The organism is Pseudomonas sp. GW822-FHT06D10, from assembly GCF_058799535.1.
The window spans coordinates 809,882-832,734 of sequence record NZ_JBXALN010000001.1 but is presented as its reverse complement, the minus strand read 5'-3'; the positions used below and the strand labels follow the sequence as shown (position 1 = coordinate 832,734).

General features: G+C 63.9%; 20 protein-coding genes. 15 read left to right on the top strand and 5 right to left on the bottom strand.

Annotated features, from left to right (window positions below):
* Positions 1-21 precede the first annotated feature (21 nt).
* Together fapE and fapF are read left to right on the top strand one after the other, a co-directional pair.
* Positions 22-756: a fibril amyloid subunit FapE gene (gene fapE, locus AC1RL5_RS03640; protein WP_072450274.1), complete on the top strand. Its 735-nt coding sequence runs from the start codon at positions 22-24 to the stop codon at positions 754-756.
* A gap of 54 nt (positions 757-810) precedes the next feature.
* Complete coding sequence (fapF, locus tag AC1RL5_RS03635) at positions 811-2,106, top strand: fibril amyloid transporter FapF (RefSeq protein ID WP_015635694.1); 1,296 nt, start codon at positions 811-813, stop codon at positions 2,104-2,106.
* A 70-nt stretch (positions 2,107-2,176) separates the two neighbouring features.
* Here fapF and AC1RL5_RS03630 read toward each other — a convergent pair whose 3' ends face one another.
* Entirely contained in the window at positions 2,177-3,502 is a 1,326-nt protein-coding gene (locus AC1RL5_RS03630) for a sigma-54 dependent transcriptional regulator (RefSeq protein ID WP_053151755.1), read from the bottom strand.
* A gap of 353 nt (positions 3,503-3,855) precedes the next feature.
* On the opposite strand from AC1RL5_RS03630, the gene AC1RL5_RS03625 reads away from it, so the two are divergent.
* Positions 3,856-4,122: a DUF1652 domain-containing protein gene (locus AC1RL5_RS03625; protein ID WP_015635695.1), complete on the top strand. Its 267-nt coding sequence runs from the start codon at positions 3,856-3,858 to the stop codon at positions 4,120-4,122.
* Positions 4,123-4,300: 178 nt separating this feature from the next.
* On the opposite strand, the gene AC1RL5_RS03620 is transcribed toward AC1RL5_RS03625, so the two are convergent.
* The 4 genes from AC1RL5_RS03620 to paaY all read right to left on the bottom strand — a co-directional run bounded on the left by AC1RL5_RS03620 (position 4,301) and on the right by paaY (position 9,659).
* Positions 4,301-6,448 carry a phosphocholine-specific phospholipase C gene (locus AC1RL5_RS03620; protein ID WP_072450273.1) on the bottom strand — a complete coding sequence of 716 codons (2,148 nt, stop codon included), beginning with the start codon at positions 6,446-6,448 and terminating at the stop codon, positions 4,301-4,303.
* Positions 6,449-6,779: 331 nt separating this feature from the next.
* Positions 6,780-7,790, bottom strand: coding sequence for a poly(ethylene terephthalate) hydrolase family protein (locus AC1RL5_RS03615; protein WP_011061414.1), 1,011 nt, complete (start codon positions 7,788-7,790; stop codon positions 6,780-6,782).
* Positions 7,791-8,077: 287 nt separating this feature from the next.
* Positions 8,078-9,001, bottom strand: coding sequence for a phenylacetic acid degradation operon negative regulatory protein PaaX (gene paaX, locus AC1RL5_RS03610; protein WP_011061415.1), 924 nt, complete (start codon positions 8,999-9,001; stop codon positions 8,078-8,080).
* A gap of 64 nt (positions 9,002-9,065) precedes the next feature.
* On the bottom strand, positions 9,066-9,659 hold the full coding sequence (gene paaY / locus AC1RL5_RS03605; protein ID WP_011061416.1) for a phenylacetic acid degradation protein PaaY: 594 nt from the start codon (positions 9,657-9,659) through the stop codon (positions 9,066-9,068).
* A 425-nt stretch (positions 9,660-10,084) separates the two neighbouring features.
* Between paaY and paaG the strand changes: the two genes are divergently transcribed.
* From paaG to nhaB, 12 genes are all read left to right on the top strand, one after another.
* Positions 10,085-10,876, top strand: a complete 792-nt coding sequence (paaG, locus tag AC1RL5_RS03600; protein WP_072450271.1) for a 2-(1,2-epoxy-1,2-dihydrophenyl)acetyl-CoA isomerase PaaG — start codon at positions 10,085-10,087, stop codon at positions 10,874-10,876.
* A 27-nt stretch (positions 10,877-10,903) separates the two neighbouring features.
* Complete coding sequence (paaI, locus tag AC1RL5_RS03595) at positions 10,904-11,353, top strand: hydroxyphenylacetyl-CoA thioesterase PaaI (protein WP_011061418.1); 450 nt, start codon at positions 10,904-10,906, stop codon at positions 11,351-11,353.
* Positions 11,354-11,573: 220 nt separating this feature from the next.
* A complete protein-coding gene (gene paaK / locus AC1RL5_RS03590; RefSeq protein WP_011061419.1) occupies positions 11,574-12,896 on the top strand; it encodes a phenylacetate--CoA ligase PaaK in 1,323 nt (440 codons plus the stop codon).
* Positions 12,897-13,073: 177 nt separating this feature from the next.
* A complete protein-coding gene (gene paaA, locus AC1RL5_RS03585; RefSeq protein ID WP_492588936.1) occupies positions 13,074-14,051 on the top strand; it encodes a 1,2-phenylacetyl-CoA epoxidase subunit PaaA in 978 nt (325 codons plus the stop codon).
* A gap of 69 nt (positions 14,052-14,120) precedes the next feature.
* Positions 14,121-14,402: a 1,2-phenylacetyl-CoA epoxidase subunit PaaB gene (paaB, locus tag AC1RL5_RS03580; protein ID WP_011061421.1), complete on the top strand. Its 282-nt coding sequence runs from the start codon at positions 14,121-14,123 to the stop codon at positions 14,400-14,402.
* A gap of 8 nt (positions 14,403-14,410) precedes the next feature.
* Positions 14,411-15,172: a 1,2-phenylacetyl-CoA epoxidase subunit PaaC gene (gene paaC / locus AC1RL5_RS03575; protein WP_492588937.1), complete on the top strand. Its 762-nt coding sequence runs from the start codon at positions 14,411-14,413 to the stop codon at positions 15,170-15,172.
* Positions 15,159-15,689, top strand: a complete 531-nt coding sequence (gene paaD, locus AC1RL5_RS03570) for a 1,2-phenylacetyl-CoA epoxidase subunit PaaD (protein WP_011061423.1) — start codon at positions 15,159-15,161, stop codon at positions 15,687-15,689. The genes paaC and paaD overlap by 14 nt, the downstream gene beginning before the upstream one ends.
* Positions 15,690-15,718: 29 nt before the next feature.
* Entirely contained in the window at positions 15,719-16,795 is a 1,077-nt protein-coding gene (paaE, locus tag AC1RL5_RS03565) for a 1,2-phenylacetyl-CoA epoxidase subunit PaaE (RefSeq protein ID WP_053158666.1), read from the top strand.
* A gap of 110 nt (positions 16,796-16,905) precedes the next feature.
* Positions 16,906-17,214 carry a DUF485 domain-containing protein gene (locus AC1RL5_RS03560; protein WP_072441763.1) on the top strand — a complete coding sequence of 103 codons (309 nt, stop codon included), beginning with the start codon at positions 16,906-16,908 and terminating at the stop codon, positions 17,212-17,214.
* The gene (locus AC1RL5_RS03555) at positions 17,211-18,857 is read left to right on the top strand and encodes a cation acetate symporter (RefSeq protein ID WP_072441761.1); all 1,647 of its coding nucleotides are present in this window, start codon (positions 17,211-17,213) and stop codon (positions 18,855-18,857) included. Before AC1RL5_RS03560 ends, AC1RL5_RS03555 begins: the two co-directional genes overlap by 4 nt.
* Positions 18,858-18,917: 60 nt before the next feature.
* Positions 18,918-20,972 (top strand): phenylacetic acid degradation bifunctional protein PaaZ, encoded by a 2,055-nt coding sequence (gene paaZ / locus AC1RL5_RS03550; RefSeq protein ID WP_072450268.1) that lies wholly within the window; start codon positions 18,918-18,920, stop codon positions 20,970-20,972.
* Between the two features lie 287 nt (positions 20,973-21,259).
* Entirely contained in the window at positions 21,260-22,762 is a 1,503-nt protein-coding gene (gene nhaB / locus AC1RL5_RS03545) for a sodium/proton antiporter NhaB (protein ID WP_019093618.1), read from the top strand.
* Positions 22,763-22,853 lie beyond the last annotated feature (91 nt).

Here is a 22,853-nt window from a genome sequence, read left to right as displayed (position 1 = left end):
TGCTCCGGGAGCAGCAAGCAGATGAAGACTTCATACTGGCTGGCCGCCGCCTGCCTGGCAGCAGCTCTTCCAGCACATGCTGGTTTCAAGCCCGAACTCATCCAGGATCAGGAACTGTCGCAGTTGCGGGGCCGTTACGTCATGCCGGGGCGGATCATCAGCTTCGGCATTGTCATGAGCAGTACCTGGCGCAACGCCAGCGGCGATCTGATCGGCGCGACCACCTCACTGCAGATCCAGCAAGCCACCATCAAACCGGAATTCTACGTCTCCACCATCACCCAGACCGGCAACGGCACTACACCGCCCCCCGGGACCGGCAACGTGATCGGCGGCGCAGGGCTGGCCAGCGGCCAGGGCGTGACCCAGAGTGTAAGGGCCGCCGGCGACGGCAACTCGGCCTACAACAACATCAATATCAATGTCACAGAAGCCAATCAGGCGCCGGCACTGGCGGCTGGCGTGGGGCAGGCATTGATCAGCGGCCAAACCATCACCGGCAGCAACGCCGCCGGCAGTGTGGCGGTGTCGGCCCTCAACGGCGGCATCCAGATGGCCATTCAGGCCAGTGGCAACCAGGGCAGTGCCTTGCAGCAAGTGGCCCAGGGCAATTTGCTGCAGAACACCCAGTTGATGGGTAACAGCAACCTGGTGAACAACATGACACAGCTCAATGTGGTGCTCAGGAACAACGGTCCCAGCACCGGTGCTTTGGACTGTAATTTGAGTACGCTCAACGCTCTACGCAAATTCTGATCTTGAACTACGCTGATTCTCGACCATTGGGGTTCACAAGGGACGGTTTATTTCATGTATCGATCGGTTTCACTGCGCGCAATAGTCTGTTTAAGCACTCTATTCCCGGCGGCGCTGGTACAAGCGGCGCCGGACGCCGATGTAGAGACCCTGAAACGAGAGCTTCTGGAACTCAAGCAACGTTACGAAGTACAGCAGAAGGCCCTCGCGGTGCTGGAACAACGGGTTCGCCAAGTGGAGGATCAACCGGCGGCTCCGCCCCCCAAGCGCCTGGCCAAATCACCTGCTGACCTGAAGGGCAATCAACAGGTCGCCGGTACTGGAGCCGGTGCCGCTTCCGGAGGTGCTGCAGGAGGCGCTTCCTATGGCCAGTCCCTCAAGGATGATTCGGAACCGGCACAAAGCGTCAGCAACCTCTACGACGAGGCCAGTGGTTTCTTTGGCGGCGGCAAGTTCAGCGTCGAGACCGGCTTGACCTATGCCCGCTACGATGCCCGCCAACTGACAGTCAACGGCTTCCTGGCGCTGGATTCGATCTTTCTCGGCAACATCAACCTGGACCGGATCAAGTCCGATACCTGGACCCTCGACCTGACTGCGCGCTACAACCTCAACAACCGCTGGCAATTCGATATCAACGCACCCGTGGTCTATCGCGAATCCACCTTCCAATCCGGCGGTGGCGGCGGCTCAGGCACCCAGACCACCGAAGAGTCGGTCACCCGCGACCCGACCCTGGGTGACGTGAACTTCGGGGTGGCCTACAAGTTCCTCGACGAGTCCGAGTTCTGGCCCGACGCGGTGGCAACCTTGCGCGTCAAAGCCCCTACCGGCAAGGACCCATTCGGCATCAAGCTGGTGCGGTCCTCTGCCAACAACAACCTCTACGTGCCTGAAAGCCTGCCCACCGGTAACGGCGTCTGGTCGGTCACACCGGGCATCTCTCTGGTCAAGACCTTCGATCCGGCCGTGCTGTTCGGGACCCTGGCCTATACCCACAACCTGGAAGAGTCCTTCGATGACATCAGCTCGACAGTGGGCAGCAAGACCCCCGGCAAGGTACGCCTGGGCGACAGCTTCCAGATCGGCGCCGGTGTCGCCTTTGCCCTCAACGAGAAGATGAGTATGTCCTTCTCGGTTTCCGACCTGGTGCAGCGTAAAAGCAAGCTCAAGCAGGACGGAGGCGACTGGCAGTCGGTGGTATCCAGCGATGCCAACGCCGGCTACTTCAACGTCGGCATGACGATCGCCGCCTCCGACAACCTGACCATCGTACCCAACCTGTCCATCGGCATGACCGAGGATGCTCCGGCCTTCACCTTCAGCCTGAAATTCCCCTACTACTTCTGACCCACCGGCAAAAACGCCAAGGCCCGCTGCGATTCCCCAATCGCAGCGGGCCTTGGCGTTTCTCCCCGCCCTAGCGGATCTGGTGCTTGTGCAGCAAACGGTAGAAGGTCGGGCGCGAGATCCCCAGGACCCGCGCCGCCACGCTGAGGTTGTCGCTGTGCCGGTTCAACACGTCGCACAGGGCCTGGCGCTCGGCGCGGTGCTTGTAGTCTTCGAGGGTGCCCATGGGCAGGTCCTGGGCCTGCAGGCTGAGCAGGCCCAGGTCGCTGGCCTGGATCTGCCGCCCCTCGGCCAGCACCAGGCCGCGCCGCACCCGGTTGGCCAGTTCGCGGACATTGCCCGGCCAATCATGCTTGCCCATGGCCACCAGGGCATCCTCGCTGAAACTGCGGGGCCGGCGCCCGGTTTCCTGGCTATAGAAGTGGGCAAAATGGCTGGCCAGCATGCCCAGGTCGCCATGGCGCTCGCGCAACGGCGCGGTGATCACTTGCAGCACATTCAGGCGGTAGTAGAGGTCTTCACGGAAGCGCCCGCTGGTAATGGCCGCTTCCAGGTCGACGTGGGTGGCCGCCAGGACCCGCACATCCACTGGAATCGGCTGGCTGCCCCCTACCCGTTCGATGTGCTTTTCCTGCAGGAAGCGCAGCAGATTGGCCTGCAACTCCAGCGGCAGGTCGCCGATCTCGTCAAGAAACAAGGTGCCGCCATGGGCCGCCTCGATGCGCCCGACCTTGCGTTGATGGGCGCCGGTAAAGGCGCCCTTCTCGTGCCCGAACAGTTCGGACTGGATCAGGTGTTCGGGAATCGCCCCGCAATTGATAGCGACAAAGGGCTTGTCGTGGCGCTGGGACTGACGATGCAGGGTACGCGCCACCAGCTCCTTGCCGGTGCCGCTTTCGCCTCGGATCAGCACGGGCGACTCGGTGGGCGCCAGCTTGCCCAGCAGCTTGCGCAAGTCGCGGATCGGCCGGCTATCGCCCAGCAACTCATGTTCGGGCTGGTCCACATGGATCGAGCCCTGGCCCCGCAGGCGCGCCATGCCGAAGGCCCGGCCGAGGGTCACCTGGACCCGCGACACGTCGAACGGCAGGGTGTGGAAGTCGAAAAACCACTCGCAGACGAAATCCCCGACCTTCTGCAGGCGCAGCACTTCCTGGCTCAATACCGCGATCCACTCAGTGCCGCTGCGGCTGATCAGGTCCTTGACCGCCTCCGGGCGCTCCAGGTGAAAGGGCTGCAGGCGCAGCAAGCCGACATCGCAGGAGCGTTCGCGAGCGGACTCCAGGTCACAGCTGTCGACATCCCAGCCAATGGTGCGCAAACCGGGTAACAGGCGATGGCAATCGTCACAGGGATCGACCACCAGCAAACGGCGCTGCACAGGGGCTTCGAGCATGGCTGTTCCTTGGCGCCAGGGTATGGAAAAGTTATTAGAAACAGTGATTTGGAAAACCTGGCTGTAACATTAGCAAGAACTTGACGGTGGAATGTATCAATTGCTTATAGCGCTGATTACCAAAGGAACTAACGTGGGACTCCAAGCTGTTCACGAGCGACTGATTGTCGCAGTTGTTTTATCCAGCCCCCGCAACTAAGGGCCCGGCCACAAGGCCTGTGCACGAAAGTTGTAAAAACTTGTTTTTCAGTGTGACCCGAGTGCTACCTCGGTGCATCAGTACAAATGACCAGCCGAACGGTAAGCCCAACCGACGGCACATCATTTGATTGGGCACACAGAGAGAAGACCCCATGAACGCCCCGCTCCGTATCAACGAAGCACTTTTGATCGCCGACCGCGCATTCCAGCCTTTTCAATGCGTGGCCTGGGCTCCACAGGACGGTAATGGCGAACTCAGCCTGACCGTCATCGACCGCACCAGCACCCGTATTGGCCACACCCAGATTCCCAGCAGTGCCTACTCCGATCCAGCCCAGCTGGAAGACCTGCTCAAACAGGCCCGCGCCGAACTGAGCCAGGACGGTTATACCTTGCAGTCCTGGGCCATGCCCAAGTAAGCGATGCTGTTAACGGATCACCCGAAGGGGTGATCCGTTATTTAAAGCAAACAACTAAGCACCCTATCTATCCTGCCCTCCTCTACAACTTCTACCTTCCGGGTATTAGTTGCTCTTGTCGTTATCCAGCCCGGCTTCCGGTTTCACTTCGAAAGCGCCCTCATTTTTGCCAAGGTCTTCATGCCCGGCCCATCAAGGGGTCGCTGATGCTGTGTGCTCCGGTTTCCAGGCGCCCGGCGATCCGGCGCAACCAGCCGCCGTCGCTGCGCAGCGTCAGGTCGTACCAGCCGCCACTGCCCTCGCAGGCAAACACTTGGCGCACCTCGCCCCGGGCCGGTACCGCCAAGGTCCATGGGCCCTGCTGGGTGTAGGGGCAGCGATCGATACTGATGACCACCCCGTGTTCCCCCGGATTGCTCAGGGTCAGTTGCAACTGGCTGTTGCTGGTGGTCACCAGCAGTTCGGGCTGCAGGGTTTTCAGGTCGCCGTGGAAACTGCGGTGAAACCCGTTGGGGCCCAGGACCCAGAGCTGATAGCGCTCCACCACCGGCCAGCTGTCCTGCAGGGCCTTGCCGGCTTCCACGGTATAGCGGCGGGGAATCTCGCTCAGGTGCAGGCCATCGTAGACATGCAATACCGCCCCTTGCTCCCCAGTGTTCTGCAGGCTCAGCGACAAGGTGCGAGCCTTGGGATCGGCCTGGCTGTCCACATGCAGCCGATAGGGCAAGGCCCGGGAAGGCCGGGCCAGGCGCTGCTGCTGCGGCGCCAGTTGCTGGCCGGCCGAGGGCAGCGGTACCGGCAGCAGTTTTTCCTGGCGCTGGCGCAGGCTGTCGGCGGCCTGGCGGGTAGTGGTCTGCAGCGCGGGAAGGGTTTCGTGGTTGGGGTCGGCAAAGTTGAACGCCGAGGTCAGGTCGCCGCAGACTGCCCGCCGCCAGGCGCTGATGTTCGGCTCTCGCACGCCAAAGCGTTTCTCGAGAAATTGCAGCACCGAGGTATGGTCGAACACTTGCGAGTTGACCCAGCCACCACGGCTCCAGGGCGACAGCACCAGCATTGGCACCCGCGGCCCCGGCCCGTATACGCCGCCATCGGGCAAGGGTTGCTGGGTCGAGCCCGCCGGGGCCGGGTGGGTGAACAGTTCGCTGTCGAAACCCAGGGTGGACTTGCCGGCAAAGCTGCCGTCCTTGCGCCGCGAAGGCGCCGAGGGCGACGGCATATGGTCGAAGAAACCGTCGTTTTCATCGTAGGTCACCAGCAGTACCGTCTTGCTCCAGACCTCGGGGTTGCTGGTCAAGGCCAGGAGAATTTCCTGGGTGAACCAGCCGCCCTGCACCGGGCTCGAAGGCCCGGGATGCTCGGAATAGGCTGCCGGCGCGACAATCCAGCTGACCTGGGGCAGCTTGCCGGCCTGCACGTCGTTGCGAAACCCGCCAATGATGGTCTCCAGGTTGCTGCCGCTGCTGGCCGGCAGGGTATTGCCATTGCCCTTGTACAGCGGCGCCACGGCGTTGAGCCCGTCGCTGTAGGGCACGAAGGCATTGAAATCCTTCGGCGGCTGGGCCGGGTTGCCGACCTGCACGCTGGCGGCCCGGTACTGCCGGAACCCCGCCAGCGGGTTGTCGCCGAAGTTGTCCGGCAGGTGCTGGTACACCTTCCAGCTCACGCCCTGCTCTTCCAGGCGCTCGGGGTAGGTCTTCCAGCTGTAGCCGACATTCACCGGCCCCGGGCCGTCCCATTCGTTGACCACCGCCGCTACCTTGGCTGCGCTCGCGCCATTGCTGCCAGTCCAGAGGAACAGCCGGTTGGGGTTGGTGCCGGCGTGCACCGAGCAGTGGTAGGCGTCACACAGGGTGAAGGTGTTGGCCAGGGCGAACTGGAAAGGCAGTTCCTGCTCGCGGTAGTAGCCCATGGAAGTGTTGGTCTTGTAGGTCGGCCAGGCGCTGATACGCCCCTCGCCCCAGGCCGAGTGGGCGTCCGCCCAGGAATGCGGGGTGCCGCTGACGCGCTGGGCGTTGCCCTTGTTGCTGTCCAGGTGATAAGGCATCACCAGCCGGCCCTTGCCCTGTTGCTCCCACACTTCCCGTTGACCGGTCTGGGGGATGGTGAAGCGGTCACTGAAACCGCGTACCCCGGGAAAGGTGCCGAAGTAGTGGTCGAACGAACGGTTTTCCTGCATCAGGATCACCACGTGCTCGACGTCCTTGATGGTCCCGGTCCGATTGTTCGCCGGTATCGCCAGGGCCTGGCGGATGGATGCCGGCAATGAGGAAAAGAAAGTACCGATGGCGGCCGCTTGCAAGAGCTTCCTGCGTGTAAGACTGGGCATGGGTTATTGAGTCCTTATGGTTGCAGCGCGATATATAACGCTGCCCCCAAGGTATTGGGCGCAAATAACAATGCAGTGACATTGCCATTGCAGTTGGTTCATGAAGCGTACAACTACCCGCCATTGCCCTACCTTGCCAGTTCGGCAATAACTCATTGCCAGGTAACGCAGGAAGAATATTTCATGAATAAAACACCCGAGCTCAAGAAACGCCCGGTACATTTCGCCGGCGCCTGAACTTTGCGCTGGCGAAATGCACTATTGAATGGGCCAGAAAACAGTCTTCGCACACTCCCTGGGCTGTATCCGTTTTACCGGAGAAAGCACAGTGCTATTGAAGGCTATCGGCTACTTCATTGCGCTGGACCCGCAGCGGGTTGAATAGCAGGCGAATGAACTGCGGATCTCGGGCCAGTTTGTAATCTTCACCGACGAAGTATTCTTTGGCGGCCGGGTCATTCTTGCCGATATATAAGATCCAGGCCGTGGTAATACCGGCAAACTCATCTTCCCTGACGCTTCTGACCGGGCTGAAATGGGTGGCGTTATGGGCGGTTGCGCTCCAGCCCGGCACGGCCTTGATCAGCCCGCCCTGCCACAGCCTTGGCCAGGCCCAGGCCGGGACCACTACGTCCGCTGCGCCGGTGAGCACCAGGGTCGGTGTCTTCACCGTGGAGCCAAGGCCGATCGGCCCGGGTTCGATCGGCAGCGAGCCGATATAGCGCAACTGCGGGTCGATGCCCTTCAAGGTCTCTGGCAAGAGGCTTGCCGATAGAATCGATGCGCCTCCTCCCGCCGAATGCCCCGCCACAATGGTGCGCGACAGGTCGACCTTGCCGAACAGTGGCGAGGTCGGGTCCTGGTTGAGCTTGCTCAGTTCCAGGGCGCCGAGCACATGCATGGTGGGGGCGGTGTTGATGAAGTCCGAGGAGATGATCACGATGAAGCCGTAGCTCGCCCACAGCCGCAGCAGATCTGTGTACTGCCCCTGGTTGGAAAGAATGCCGCCGACGAAGTTGACCACTGGCAACTTGTCCAATTGCTTGATATTGGACGGATAATAGACGCTGGTGGAGATCGGATTGGAGAATCCGTAAGGAAAGGACTGATTGCATTGCAGGCTGTTATCCAACAGCATGATCCGCGCCAATACCCCCAACAACCCACGGCAATCACTCAGAACAGCATTGGTGCTGACTGCATAGGGCCCCGGAGACTTGGCATATTGATCATTGGCCAGCCCAAATGCCGGAACCAGTTGCGAAGCAATAGCCAACTTGCCCCAAATAACCAACATCATGGCCAGGCCGAACTTTGTAGCCAGGTTGCGAATCCACTTCATCGATAATTCCTTTATCTGTCTGCTTTCCCTGCAGGACCGAATACCTGTACCTGGCCATGCTCCCTATATTGCAAATATCTTCAAACTTGCAGTGCACGTCATTCAACTGCAATAGCGCTGAAACATTCTCTGCTTAGTTGCGTTGAATACGTTCGTGACCCTAGATCAGGACAAATTCGCAGGTCAATGACTATTTAACATCCGGGCCGTGATAAACCCGGGCTGCAACGCCCGGGGCCTATCCCCTGGCCTCGGGCATCACAGCTGGCACCCCGTGGATGAGTGGGCTAGACCAGCCCGCCAAAACGCCGGTAGTAGCTTTCGCCGACATCCGGCAACGGGCCATCGGCGTTCTCCAGGGCAGTGGCCAGCCATTCTTCGGCCCGGGCCTGGATCAGACGATAGATGTTGCGACACAACTGGCGCGCCGCGCGGCCTTCCCAATCCCCGGGCAGCAGTTCGTCGGGCAGTTGCGGATCGCGCAGCAGCAGCTTGCGGTACTCATGAATCAGCAGCAGCCGGGCCAGGAAGCAATCCTGGGGCTGCAATTGCTCCTGCTCGCGCAGGGCCTGCCAGAGCGGGCGGAACAACTGGATGAACTCGCTGTAGTGGGCTGCCAGTTCATCGATGTTCCAGCTTTCCCGCACTTGCAGGCGCAGGGCCCTGGAACCCAGGACATCCTGGGGCGTGGTCTCGAAGACGATGGTGTCTTCCTGGGCGCCAAGCTCCGCCAGGGTGGCGTTGATATCGGCCCGATCACTGCGCGGGCAGGCCAGCAGTACCGGCGACATGGCGCCGAACCCCTGCCATTCCAGCTCTTCGCGCACCTGCTTGCGCAACTCGACAGACAGTTGCGAGAGCATCACCAGGCACCAGGCGCCGTCCCAGGCCGGCACTCCGGCGCTGTACACGCGCTTGAAGGCCTTGTCGAAGCGCCGGCGCCCGGTCAGGGTCAGGCTGTAGTAACTGCGCCGGCCGACCTTTTCGGCGCTCAGCCAGCCCTCTTTGCTCAGGCGGAAGATCGAGGTGCGGATCAAGCGCTCGTTGATCCCCATGGGCTCCAGCAACTGAATCAGGCTGCCCAGCCACACCGTGCCGCCGTGGGGCTCGATGGCATCGCCGTACAGGGTGATGATCAGCGAACTGGCGCGGATCGGAGTCTGCTCCTGGAAACGTTTGATCAGGTGGTTCAGTGGCGCTAGGGACGACATGGATGTACCGGCAAAAAAGGAAGGAATATAGCGGGTTTCAGGCAGCTATAGCGCCCGGGCAGGTTCATGGGCGAGCCTTGGGGCGCAGCGCACTGTTGCCGATTCGCGGGCGCCCGGGCTCTGCCTCCCGCAGCGGCTCGCAAGGCCGCATCTGCTCCAGGCAACGCCTGGCCAGCTGTTGGTATTCGCGGGTCCCCGCCTGCTTCCAGGCCAGCTCCGCGTCACTGAGCGGGCGGCTGACCCGGGCCGGCGTGCCCATGATCAGCGACTGTGGCGCACACTCGAAGCCGGCCTTGACGAAGGCTGCCGCGGAAACGATGCAACGGGGCGCGATATGCGCGTTGTCCATCACCACCGCATTCATGCCCACCAGGGCGTCGGCGCCAATTCGACAGCCATGCAGGACAGCGCCATGACCTATATGGCCGTTGCGCTCGACCACCGTATCGCTGTCGGGAAAACCATGCATCACACACGTATCCTGCAGGTTTGCCCCCTCCTCCAGAACGATCCGCCCAAAATCGCCCCGCAAGCTGGCTAACGGGCCGACGTAACAATGGGCGCCGACTATCACATCACCAATCAGCACCGCTGAAGGGTGCACATAAGCGCTGGGGTCGACCACCGGGGTCAATCCATCGAGGCTGTAACAGGTCATGGAGAGGTTCCTTGAAGAACACGTCATCTGAAAGCAGGAAATACGATGAACTGCGGATGGCAGTTTGTATCAGATTATTGGCCACGCACAAGACCGGCGCCGCCGCAATCAGCCAGCCTGGCTGCTCCACAAAGACTTGTCAGTCCCGTATTTATCAACGCCTTAGGCAGCCTGGAGGCTTTTGTCGTGAGCCTGTGGCTACAAAAAAGCTGGACCGATACTCAAAATCAGGACACATTAAATTCAAGTCACTATTGTTTTTATGTATCGCATTGGCGATATACTCGACAAAAACCGGCCAACCAGCCGACCCGACAATCGAGCCGACCACCGGCCACCCCGAGGACATTCACCATGCCTCAACGCCTTGCCTCCACGCCTGTCGGTGGTGTTCGCCTGATCGCCCAGCACAGAGCGCCCCGCCCATGAACTTCACCACCATCCTGTTCTCCATCAGCGAGGGCGTGGCCCTTCTCAGCCTCAACCGCCCCGAACAGCTCAACAGCTTCAACCCGACGATGCACCGCGAGGTTCAGGCAGCCCTGGACCTGGTGCGCAATGACCCGCAGGTGCGGGTCCTGCTGCTGACCGGGGAAGGCCGGGGCTTCTGTGCCGGGCAAGACCTGGGCGAGCGCACCGTGGCACCCGGCGGCGCCGCGCCGGACCTGGGGGCCTCCATCGAAACCTTCTACAACCCCCTGGTGCGAGCCCTGCGGGACCTGCCGCTGCCGGTGATCTGCGCGGTCAACGGGGTGGCCGCCGGGGCCGGGGCCAACCTGCCCCTGGCCTGCGATCTGGTACTGGCCGCACGCTCGGCAAGCTTTATCCAGGCCTTCTGCAAGCTCGGGCTGGTTCCCGATTCCGGCGGTACCTGGCTGCTGCCGCGCCTGGTGGGCATGGCCCGGGCCAAGGCCCTGGCCCTGCTCGGCAGCCGCCTGAGTGCCGAACAGGCCGAGCAGTGGGGCCTGATCTACCAGTGCGTGGATGATGCCCAACTGCGGGACCAGGCCCTGAGCCTGGCCCGGCACCTGGCTACCCAACCCACCTACGGCCTGGGCCTGATCAAGCGCAGCCTCAATGCCAGCCTGCACAACAGCTTCGATGAGCAACTGGACCTGGAGCGCGACCTGCAACGCCTGGCCGGATGCAGCGAGGACTACCGCGAAGGCGTCAGCGCCTTCATGGAAAAACGCAGCCCCGTGTTCAAGGGCTGCTGACCACGGCGACTCCAAGGAGGCCCCTGCATGACTGAACATGACGCCATGGAACTGGCCCGGCGCTGCGCCCGGACCCTGTTCGAACGTGACCCGGCAAGCAACGCCCTGGGCATGCGGCTGTTGTCGGTGGCGCCCGGAGCGGCGCGCCTGGGCATGAGCGTGCGGGCCGACATGCTGCAGGGCCACGGCACCTGCCACGGCGGCCTGATCTTCACCCTCGCCGACTCGGCCTTCGCCATTGCCTGCAACAGCCATGACCGGGCCACAGTGGCCCTGGGTTGCAGCATCGAGTACATCGCCCCGGCGCAGTTGGGCGACACCCTGACCGCCGACTGCCATGAACAGAACCGCGGCGGCCGCACCGGCCACTACGCGGTGCGCGTGGAAAACCAGCAGGGCCGGCTCATCGCCCTGCTCCAAGGCAAATCCTACCAAGTGCACGGCCCGGTGCTGACACAGGAGACCTCCCATGAATGACCCACTGCTCATCGATGCCGTCCGTATCCTCATTCGCAGCGCCGGGGCCGCTACGCGCTGTGCACCATGTGCATCGGTGTCGACCCGGGCATCGCGCTGATCAGCGAGCGGCTGCAAGCACAGTAAAAAGACTCCCCCCGGGGCTCGCCTGCGCTCCGGGGCATGCACTCAGAGCCCGCCCGCCGGCGGGCTACAAGACAACAACAATTCGAGTGACACCATGAACATGCCGATTGCCGGAACCGTGCCCGACGCGCTGCTGGACCCGATGGAAACCGCCAGCATCGACCACCTGCGCCAGCACCAGCTGGAACGCCTGCGCTGGAGCCTGAACCACGCCTACGACAGGGTCCCGCTGTACCGCCAGCGCTTCGACCAGCTCGGGGTGCACCCCCAGGACATCAAGCGCCTGGAAGACCTGGCGCACCTGCCCTTCACGACCAAGGCCGATCTGCGCGACCACTACCCCTATGGCATGTTCGCCGTGCCCATGGACCAGGTGGTACGCCTGCACGCCTCCAGCGGCACCACCGGCAAGCCCACGGTGGTCGGCTACACCCGCAACGACATCGACACCTGGGCGCAGGTGGTGGCGCGCTCGATCCGCGCCGCCGGCGGCCGGCCCGGGGACAAGGTGCATATTTCCTACGGCTACGGCCTGTTCACCGGCGGCCTGGGGGCGCACTACGGCGCCGAACGCCTGGGCTGCACGGTGATCCCCATGTCCGGCGGCCAGACCGAGAAGCAGGTGCAACTGATCAAGGATTTCCAGCCGGACATCATCATGGTCACCCCCTCCTACATGCTCAACATCGCCGACGAGATCGAGCGCCAGGGCCTGGACCCGCACCAGTTGGCGCTGCGCCTGGGAATCTTCGGTGCCGAACCCTGGACCGACGAACTGCGCAGTGCCATCGAACAGCGCCTGGGCATCACTGCCCTGGACATCTACGGGCTGTCGGAAATCATCGGCCCCGGGGTGGCCATGGAATGCGCGCAGACCCGCGACGGCCCTACCCTCTGGGAGGATCACTTCTACCCGGAAATCATCGACCCGATCACCGGCCAGGTACTGGCCGATGGCGAACTGGGCGAACTGGTGCTCACCTCCCTGACCAAGGAAGCGCTGCCGATGATCCGCTATCGCACCCGCGACCTGACCCGGCTGTTGCCGGGCACGGCGCGGCCCATGCGGCGCATCGACAAGATCACCGGGCGCAGCGACGACATGCTGATCATCCGCGGGGTCAACGTGTTCCCCACCCAGGTCGAAGAGCAGGTGCTGAAGGTCGGGCAACTGGCCCCCTGCTACGAGATCCACCTGTACCGCCACGGCAACCTCGACAGCGTTGACATCCACGTCGAGCTCAAGCCTGAGCACCAGCAACTGGGGGACGAGCAGCAGCGGGCCCTCTGCGGCGATCTTAGCCGCCACATAAAGACCCATATCGGTATCAGCTCACGTATCGTTTTGCAGCCGGCATTCAGCATCAAGCGCTCCGAAGGCAAGGCCTGCCGGGTAATCGACAAACGCAACCGCTAATCCATCCTTCCTGGAAGCCCCGCTGATGCGGGGCTTTTTTTTGCCTTGGCAAAGGCCCAGGGGCGCAATGCGATACCAAAATCAAACATGACACGTTATTTTATGTTTGATATTAATTTGCGTATCACATATAAACATTCCCATGCCCAGCCACACCTTCACACCGGGAGACGCCACATGTACGCACAGCTGGTAGAAACGGGGGTCAAGCGCGTCACGCCACTGGCCGAGATGTCCGAACAGGAACGCAGCTTCCAGCAAAGGATCGACGACGAGATCAAGATCGAAGCCAAGAACTGGATGCCCGAGGCCTACCGCCAGACCCTGATCCGGCAGATCTCCCAGCACGCCCATTCGGAAATCGTCGGCATGCTGCCCGAAGGCAACTGGGTCACCCGTGCCCCGACCTTCAAGCGCAAGCTGCAACTGATGGCCAAGATCCAGGACGAAGCCGGCCACGGCCTGTACCTGTACAGCGCCATGGAAACCCTGGGGGCCGACCGCGACGAAGAAGTGGCCCGGCTGCACAGCGGCAAGGCCAAGTATTCGAGCATCTTCAACTACCCGACCCTGAACTGGGCCGACATGGGCACCGTGGGCTGGCTGGTGGATGGCGCGGCCATCGTCAACCAGGTGGTGCTGCAACGCACCTCCTACGGCCCCTACTCCCGGGCCATGGTGCGCATCTGCAAGGAAGAGAGCTTCCACCAGCGCCAGGGCTACGAAATCCTCCTGACCATGATGCGCGAGGGCAACCAGGCACAGCGGGACATGGTCCAGGACGCCATCAACCGTCTCTGGTGGCCGGCCCTTATGATGTTCGGCCCCAGCGACGAACACTCCCCCAACAGTGCCCAGTCCATGGCCTGGAAGATCAAGCGCCAGAGCAACGACGAACTGCGCCAGCGCTTCATCGACCAGACCATCCCGCAACTGGAGCTGCTGGGCTGCACCTGCCCCGACCCGGAGCTTGCGTGGAACGCCGAGCGCGGCCATTACGACTTTGGCGAAATCCAGTGGGAAGAATTCTACGAAGTGCTCAAGGGCAACGGCCCGTGCAACCAGGAACGCCTGGACACCCGCCGGCAGGCCATCGAGGACGGCGCCTGGGTGCGGGCTGCCGCCGTGGCCCACGCCGCCCGGAAGGCCGCCTGAGAGCCCGTTCACCCCCGGCCATTGCCCCCAGGGGCAATGGCCCTCCAGCCCTGATGTGGAGTCACTGCAATGTCTGAATGGACCCTCTACGAGGTTTTCGTGCGTAGCAAGCACGGCCTCAACCACAAGCATGTCGGCAGCGTGCACGCCGCCGATGCCCCGATGGCCATGGCCAACGCCCGCGACCTCTACACCCGGCGCAGCGAAGGCGTGAGCCTGTGGGTGGTGCCTTCGGCGCAGATCGTCGCCTCCTCGCCGGACGAAAAGGAGCCGCTGTTCGACCCGGCGGACGACAAGGTCTACCGCCACGCCAGCTTCTACCAGTTGCCCCCCGAAGTCGGACACATGTGAGGCCGGCCATGAACCCTGCAAACGATCTGCTCAACCATCTGCTGCGCCTGGGCGACAGTGCCCTGGTCCAGGGCCAGCGCCTGTGCGAATGGTGCGGCCGGGCCCCGGCCCTGGAAGAAGAACTGGCACTGATGAACGTCGGTCTCGACCTGGTGGGCCAGGCCCGCAACTGGCTGGACTATGCCGCCGAACTGCTGGCGGACGGGCGGGATGCCGACCATCTGGCCTTTCGCCGCGACGAACGCGCCTACCGCAACCTGCTGCTGGTGGAACAACCCAATGGCGACTTCGCGGTGACCATGCTCAAGCAGTTCTTCTACGACGCCTGGCACCTGGAGACCCTCCGTGGCCTGTGCCTGTCCAGCGATCCACGCATCGCCGGGGTCGCCGCCAAGGCGTTCAAGGAAGTCACCTACCACCTGCGTCGCTCCAGCGAATGGGTCGAGCGCCTGGGGGATGGCACCGAGGAAAGCCACCGGCGCATGCTCCAGGCCCTGTCGCGGCTGTGGCGCTTTACCGGGGAACTGATCGCCACCGATCCTGCGGAGAACGCGTTGCACCAGGCCGGGCTGCTGGCAGACCCGGCTCAGGTCGCCACCGCCTGGCAGAACAGGGTCGCCGCGGTGTTCGCCCGGGCCACCCTGCCTGTGCCCGAAGCGCCCAGCCACTTCTACCTGGATGCGCGCAAAGGCCTGCATACCGAACACCTGGGCCTGCTGCTGGCCCAGATGCAATCACTGCCGCGAGCCTATCCCGATGCGGTCTGGTGAGCTGATCGGCAGCGACCTGGGGGCACGCGACCCGTTGCCCGGGGACCTGGACACCGCCTGGGCCACCCTCGACCGGGTCATGGACCCGGAAGTGCCAGTGGTCAGCGTGCTCGACCTGGGCATCGTGCGCCACCTCGACTGGCACCAGGGGCACCTGCAGGTGGCGGTCACCCCGACCTACTCCGGCTGCCCGGCCACCGAGGTGATCGAAAGCGACATCCGCCAGGCCCTGGAGCGCGCCGGCTTCAAGGCCCCCAGGCTGCTGCGCCAGCTGACCCCGGCCTGGACCACCGACTGGATCACCGAGCGCGGGCGCCAGCGCCTGCAGGCCTACGGCATTGCACCGCCCTCGGGCAGCAGCAAGCGCAGCCTGCTGGGAGAAACGCCCCAGGTGCTCTGCCCGCAATGCGGCAGCGCCCACAGCGAGCGCCTCAGCGAGTTCGGCTCCACCGCCTGCAAGGCCCTGTATCGCTGCCGTGATTGCCTGGAACCCTTCGACTACTTCAAGTGCATCTGAGCGGCCCGGCGCCGCAGTGGAGAACCACCATGAGCCAGTTCCACCGCCTGACCATCAAGGACCTGCGCAATGAAACCCGCGACGCGGTGTCCATCGCCTTCGAGGTTCCCCCGCACCTGCAACAGCAGTTCCACTTCACCCAGGGTCAGCACCTGGTGCTGCGCACCGAGCTTGAAGGCGAGGAAGTGCGCCGCTCCTATTCGATCTGCACCGGGGTCAACGACGGTGAACTGCGCATCGCGGTCAAGCGCGTGGCCGGCGGGCGTTTCTCGGCCTTCGCCAATGAACGATTGCAGCCCGGCCACAGCCTGGACGTGATGCCCCCGGCCGGGCGTTTCCATGTGGAGCTGGACCCGGCGCGGCGCGGCCATTACCTGGCGGTGGCGGCCGGCAGCGGTATCACGCCGATCCTGTCGATCATCAAGAGCACCCTGCAAACCGAGCCTCACAGCCGGGTCACCCTGCTCTACGGCAACCGCTCCAGTAACTCGGCGCTGTTTCGCGAACAGCTTGAGGACCTGAAGAACCGCTACCTGCAGCGGCTGAACCTGATGTTCGTGTTCAGTCGCGAACGGCAGGACATCGACCTGTACAACGGGCGCATCGACCAGGACAAGTGCCAGCAGCTGTTTTCCCGCTGGCTCGACGTCCAGCAACTGGAGGCCGCGTTCATCTGCGGCCCCCAGGCCATGACCGAAACCGTGCGCGACAGCCTCAAGGCTGCCGGCATGCCGGCCGAGCGCATCCACTTCGAGCTGTTCCACGCCGGCAGCGACGGGCACAAGCGCCAGGCCCGGGAAACCGCCCATGCCCTGGATGCCCGGCACAGCCGGGTCACCGTCATCAGCGACGGCCGCGCCCTGGCCTTCGACCTGCCGCGCAACAGCCAGAGCATTCTCGACGCCGGCAACGCCCAGGGCGCCGAACTGCCCTACTCGTGCAAGGCCGGAGTCTGCTCCACCTGCAAATGCAAGGTCATCGAAGGCGAAGTGGAAATGGACAGCAACCACGCCCTGGAAGACTACGAAGTCGCGGCCGGCTACGTCCTCTCCTGCCAATCGTTCCCGCTCAGCGACAAGGTGGTACTGGACTTCGACCAGCTCTGACTCCGGCGCTCCCCGCAGCCGCCCGTAGCCGCTGCCGAGCCCCAGCGAAGCTGCGAAAGGCCGCGCAGCGCCTTCACGTGCCACCAACAACAAAAACAAGAGAACGCGCCATGACCCCACAACAGATCGCCCGCATCACCCGCCATCCGGACTTCATCCAGCTGGTGCGGTGCAAGCAGCGCCTCTACTGGTCGCTGACCCTGATCATGCTCCTGGCCTACTACGGCTTCGTACTGCTGGTGGCTTTCCGCCCCGGGCTGCTGGGGCGCTCGTTGGCCGGCGGAGCCACCAGCGTCGGCATGCCGGTGGGCGTGGCTATGATCGGCCTGGCCTTTGCCCTCACCGGCTTCTACGTCTACCGCAGCAACCGCCTGCTGGACCCGCTGAACGACAAGCTCAAGCGCGAGTGCCAGCCATGAAGCGCCTGCTCGCTCTATTCCTGCTGCCCTGCCTGCTGGCCACCGATCTGGCCCTGGCGGCCGACACGCCGGCGCGGCCATTGAACTGGAACGCCATCGGCATGTTCCTGGTGTTTGTCCTGATGACCCTCGGCATCACCCGCTGGGCCGCCCGGCGCACCCGCTCCGCCAGCGACTTCTATACCGCCGGTGGCGGCATGAGCGGCTTGCAGAATGGCCTGGCGATCGCCGGCGACATGATTTCCGCGGCGTCCTTCCTCGGCATCTCGGCAATGATGTTCCTCAATGGCTACGACGGTCTGTTGTACGCCCTGGGGGTGCTGGCCGGCTGGCCGATCATCCTGTTCCTGATCGCCGAACGCCTGCGCAACCTGGGCAAGTACACCTTCGCCGACGTGGTGTCCTATCGCCTGGCCCAGACGCCGGTGCGCCTGACCTCGGCCTTCGGCACCCTGAGCGTGGCGCTGATGTACCTGGTGGCGCAGATGGTCGGCGCCGGCAAGCTGATCGAGCTGCTGTTCGGCATCAGCTACCTCTATGCGGTGATGCTGGTGGGCCTGCTGATGGTCTGCTACGTGACCTTCGGCGGCATGCTGGCCACCACCTGGGTACAGATCATCAAGGCGCTGATGCTGCTCTCGGGCACCAGCTTCATGGCCTTCATGGTGCTCAAGCACTTCGGCTTCAGCAGCGAGGCGCTGTTCGCCCAGGCCAGCGCGGTGCACGCCAAGGGCAGCGCGATCATGGCCCCGGGTGGGTTGCTGTCGAACCCCATCGATGCGATTTCCCTGGGGCTGGGCATGATGTTCGGCACCGCCGGCCTGCCGCACATCCTCATGCGCTTCTTCACCGTCAGCGATGCCCGGGAAGCGCGCAAGAGCGTGTTCTACGCCACCGGTTTCATCGGCTACTTCTACCTGCTGCTGATCATTGTCGGCTTCGGCGCCATCGTCATGGTCGGTACCGAGCCCCAGTACCGCGATGCCGGCGGCGCGATCATCGGCGGCGCCAACATGGTTGCCGTGCACCTGGCCCAGGCGGTGGGCGGCAACCTGTTCCTGGGCTTCATCTCGGCCGTGGCCTTCGCCACCATCCTGGCGGTGGTGGCCGGGCTGGCGCTGTCCGGCGCCTCGGCGGTCTCCCACGACCTGTACGCCTGCGTGCTGCGCAAGGGCCAGGCCAGCACTCGGCAGGAAATGCGCGTCTCGCGGATCGCCACCCTGTGCATCGGGGTGCTGGCGGTGCTGCTGGGGCTGTTGTTCGAATCGCAGAACATTGCCTTTCTCTCGGGGCTGGTGCTGGCCATCGCCGCTTCGGTGAATTTCCCGGTGCTGTTCCTTTCGATGTTCTGGAAAGGCCTCACCACTCGCGGCGCGGTGGGCGGCAGCCTGGCTGGCCTGGTCTCGGCGATTGTGCTGCTGATGCTCAGCCCGGCGGTCTGGGTCAATGTGCTGCATCACCCCCAGGCGCTGTTTCCCTATGCCAACCCGGCGCTGTTTTCCATGAGCCTGGCGTTCTTCTGTGCCTGGGCCTTCTCCGTCAGCGACCGCTCGCCCCGGGCCGAACTGGAGCGCGGGCGCTACCTGGCGCAGTTCATCCGTTCCATGACCGGCATTGGCGCATCCGGCGCCACTCATCACTGACCCCATCCATGAGCGCGGGCTGCCGCGCTCGAACCCGGTTCACCCTCTGGAGGAATCCCCATGCCACAGGCTCCTACCCTGCAAAGCTTCATCGCCGGCCACTGGTTCGGCCAGCATCCGGCCCAGTCACTGCGCAGCGCCATCGATGGGCATGAAGTGGCGCGCACCCACGAGGAGGCCCCGGACTTCGCCGAGGCCCTGGCCTTTGGTCGCCATCAGGGCGGCAAGGCCTTGCTGACCCTGGATTTCCAGCAGCGGGCCCAGCGCCTCAAGGCCCTGGCGCTGTATCTGAGCGAGCGCAAGGAGCAGCTCTATGCCCTGTCCCATCACAGCGGCGCGACGCGGGCCGACAGCTGGATCGATATCGAGGGCGGCAACAGCACCCTGTTCAGCTACGCCGGCCTCGGCGCCCGGGAACTGCCGTCGGGCAACGTGTTGCACGAAGGCCCGGCGCAATCCCTGAGCAAGCTTGGCAGCTTTGCCGGCAGCCACATCCTGGTGCCCCGAGGTGGCGTGGCGGTGCACATCAACGCCTTCAACTTTCCGATCTGGGGCATGCTGGAAAAATTCGCCCCGTGCTTCCTCGCCGGCATGCCATGCATCGTCAAGCCGGCCAGCGCCACCAGTTACCTGACCGAGGCCGCGGTGCGGCTGATGCATGAATCCGGGCTGCTGCCCGAAGGCAGCCTGCAATTGGTGATAGGCGCTACCGGCGACCTGCTGGACCGCCTGCAAGGCCAGGACCTGGTGACTTTCACCGGCTCCGCCAGCACTGCCGGACGACTGCGGGCCAACCCGAACCTGATCCGCCATTCGGTACCCTTCAATGCCGAGGCCGACTCGCTGAACTGCGCGATCCTGGCCCCGGACGTAAGCCCGGACGACGAGGAATTCGAGCTGTTCATCAAGGAAGTGGCACGGGAAATGACGGTCAAGGCCGGGCAGAAATGCACCGCCATCCGCCGCGCCATCGTCCCCGCCAAACAAATGGATGCGGTGGCCACCAGGTTGCGCGAACGCCTGTCGAAGGTGGTGGTGGGCGACCCGGCGGTGGAAGGTGTGCGCATGGGCGCCCTGGCCTCCCATGAACAGCAGCGTGATGTGGCAGAGCGCCTGCAAAGCCTGCTGCACAGCAGCGACCTGCTGTTCGGTGCCCGGGACGGCTTCGAGCCCCGAGGCGCAAACGTCAGCCAGGGCGCGTTCTTCGCCCCGACCCTGTTGCTGGCGCGCGATCCCATGGCCGAGGGCGGCGCCCACGACATCGAAGCCTTTGGCCCGGTCAGCACCCTGATGGCCTATGACGACCTGGACCAGGCACTGGAGCTGGCCTCTCGCGGCAAGGGCAGCCTGGTGGCCAGCCTGGTCACCAAGAGCCCGGCCATTGCCGCCCAGGTCATTCCCCGGGCTGCGGCCTGGCACGGTCGCTTGCTGGTGCTGGACCGCCACTGTGCTGGCGAATCCACCGGCCACGGCTCGCCCCTGCCACAGCTCAAGCATGGCGGCCCGGGCCGCGCCGGGGGTGGCGAAGAGTTGGGCGGCCTGCGGGCGGTCAAGCATTACCTGCAACGGGCGGCGATCCAGGGTTCGCCAAGCATGCTGGCGGCGGTAACCGGCGAGTACGTGCGCGGTGCCCAGGTGATCGAAACCGAGGTCCACCCCTTCCGCCGGCACTTCCAGGACCTGCGGATCGGCGAATCCCTGCTGACCCACCGGCGCACCGTGACCGAGGCCGACCTGGTGAACTTCGGTTGCCTGTCGGGGGACCATTTCTATATGCACTTCGACGAGATTGCCGCCAGGGAGTCGCAGTTCGGCAAGCGCATCGCCCACGGCTACTTCGTGCTCTCGGCGGCGGCCGGGCTGTTCGTTTCCCCGGGCCCCGGCCCGGTGCTGGCCAACTACGGTCTGGACACCCTGCGCTTCATCACCCCGGTGGGCATTGGCGACACCCTGCAGGCGCGCCTGACCTGCAAGCGCAAGATCGACCAGGGCAAGCTCAGCCCCCAGGGCACGCCGCAAGGAGTAGTGGCCTGGGATGTGGAAGTCAGCAACCAGCTGGGCGAGGTGGTGGCCAGCTACGACATCCTGACCCTGGTGGCCAAGCGTACTGAGTGAAACCGTTGAAGGCTGCGCAAGGCTCGAGGCCCCCTTCGCCGGCAAGCCGGCTCCTACAACAGTTTCGCGCCGCCAGCCCCCGTAGGAGCTGGCTTGCCAGCGAAGGCGTGCTTTAACACTGCGCAAGGCTCATGGGCCTCTTCGCCGGCAAGCCGGCTCCTACGGAAGGTCGTGCACTGGCGGCCGCTGGGGGCGATGGCGAAGTTTGTCGCAAAAGATTTCATCAATTCTTGATTCTCAATCCGCCATGGGGCAAGTTGCGCGCTTCTCACTACAAGGAGCCGCCAATGTCCGGTTCAATGGCCCAGGCGTTCGCCCACAATTTTCTCGGCCAATCGCCCCGCTGGTACAAGGCAAGCATTGTCGCGTTCCTGTTGCTCAACCCTCTGCTGTTCTTCGCTGTCAGCCCGGCCGCCGCCGGCTGGTGCCTGGTGATCGAATTCATCTTCACCCTGGCCATGGCCCTCAAGTGCTACCCCTTGATGCCCGGCGGCCTGCTGCTGGTGCAAGCACTGGTGCTGGGCATGACCACGCCCCAGGCGCTGTATGACGAGCTGGTGCACAACTTCCCGGTGATCCTGCTGCTGATGTTCATGGTGGCCGGCATCTATTTCATGAAGGAGTTGCTGCTCTACCTATTCTCCCGGCTGCTGCTGGGGGTGCGCTCCAAGGCGCTGCTGGGCCTGCTGTTCTGCTTTCTCTCGGCCTTCCTCTCGGCCTTTCTCGACGCCCTGACCGTCACCGCGGTGATCATCAGCGCCGCGGTAGGCTTCTATTCGGTGTATCACCGGGTGGCGTCCGGCAATGACCCGCGCCAGGACAGCGCCTTCGCCGACGACCAACAGTTGCCCGCTCTGCATCATGACGACCTGGAGCAGTTCCGCGCCTTCCTGCGCAGCCTGCTGATGCATGGCGCCGTGGGCACCGCCCTGGGCGGTGTGTGCACCCTGGTGGGGGAACCGCAGAACCTGCTGATCGGCCATGAAATGGGCTGGCACTTCGCCGATTTCTTCAGCAAGGTGGCACCGGTTTCGATGCCGGTCCTGGCGGCTGGCCTGGTGACCTGCGTACTGCTGGAGAAGCTGCGCTGGTTCGGCTACGGCACCCTGCTGCCGGACAACGTGCGCCAGGTGCTGGCCAACTACGCCGCCGAGGACGATGCCCAGCGCACCTCGCGCCAGCGCGCGGCCCTGCTGGTGCAGGGGCTGGCGGCACTGATCCTGATCGTCGCCCTGGCCCTGCATGTGGCCGAGGTCGGGCTGATCGGCCTGCTGGTGATCGTACTGATCACCGCCTTTACCGGGATCACCGACGAGCACCGCCTGGGCAACGCGTTCAAGGACGCCATGCCCTTCACCGCCCTGCTGGTGGTGTTCTTTGCGGTGGTGGCGGTGATTCACCAGCAGCAGCTGTTCACCCCGTTGATCCAGTGGGTGCTGGCGCTGCCGGCGGACCAGCAGCCGGGCATGCTGTTCATTGCCAATGGCCTGCTCTCGGCCATCAGCGACAACGTGTTCGTGGCCACCATCTACATCACCGAAGTGAAACAGGCCTTCATCTCTGGGCAGATGAGTCGCGAGCACTTCGAAACCCTGGCGATCGCCATCAATACCGGCACCAACCTGCCGAGCGTGGCCACGCCCAACGGCCAGGCGGCCTTCCTGTTCCTGCTGACCTCGGCGATTGCGCCGCTGGTACGCCTGTCCTACGGCCGGATGGTGTGGATGGCCCTGCCCTACACCGTGGTGATGGGGCTGCTGGGCTGGTACGCGGTGAGCTACTGGTTGTAACCGCCGCTTGGGGCGCCTCGGGACTGCAGATGGGGCGCAATGGGTGCAGGACTGGGGGCCGGGGGGGGGGGGGGGGGGGGGGGGGGGGGGG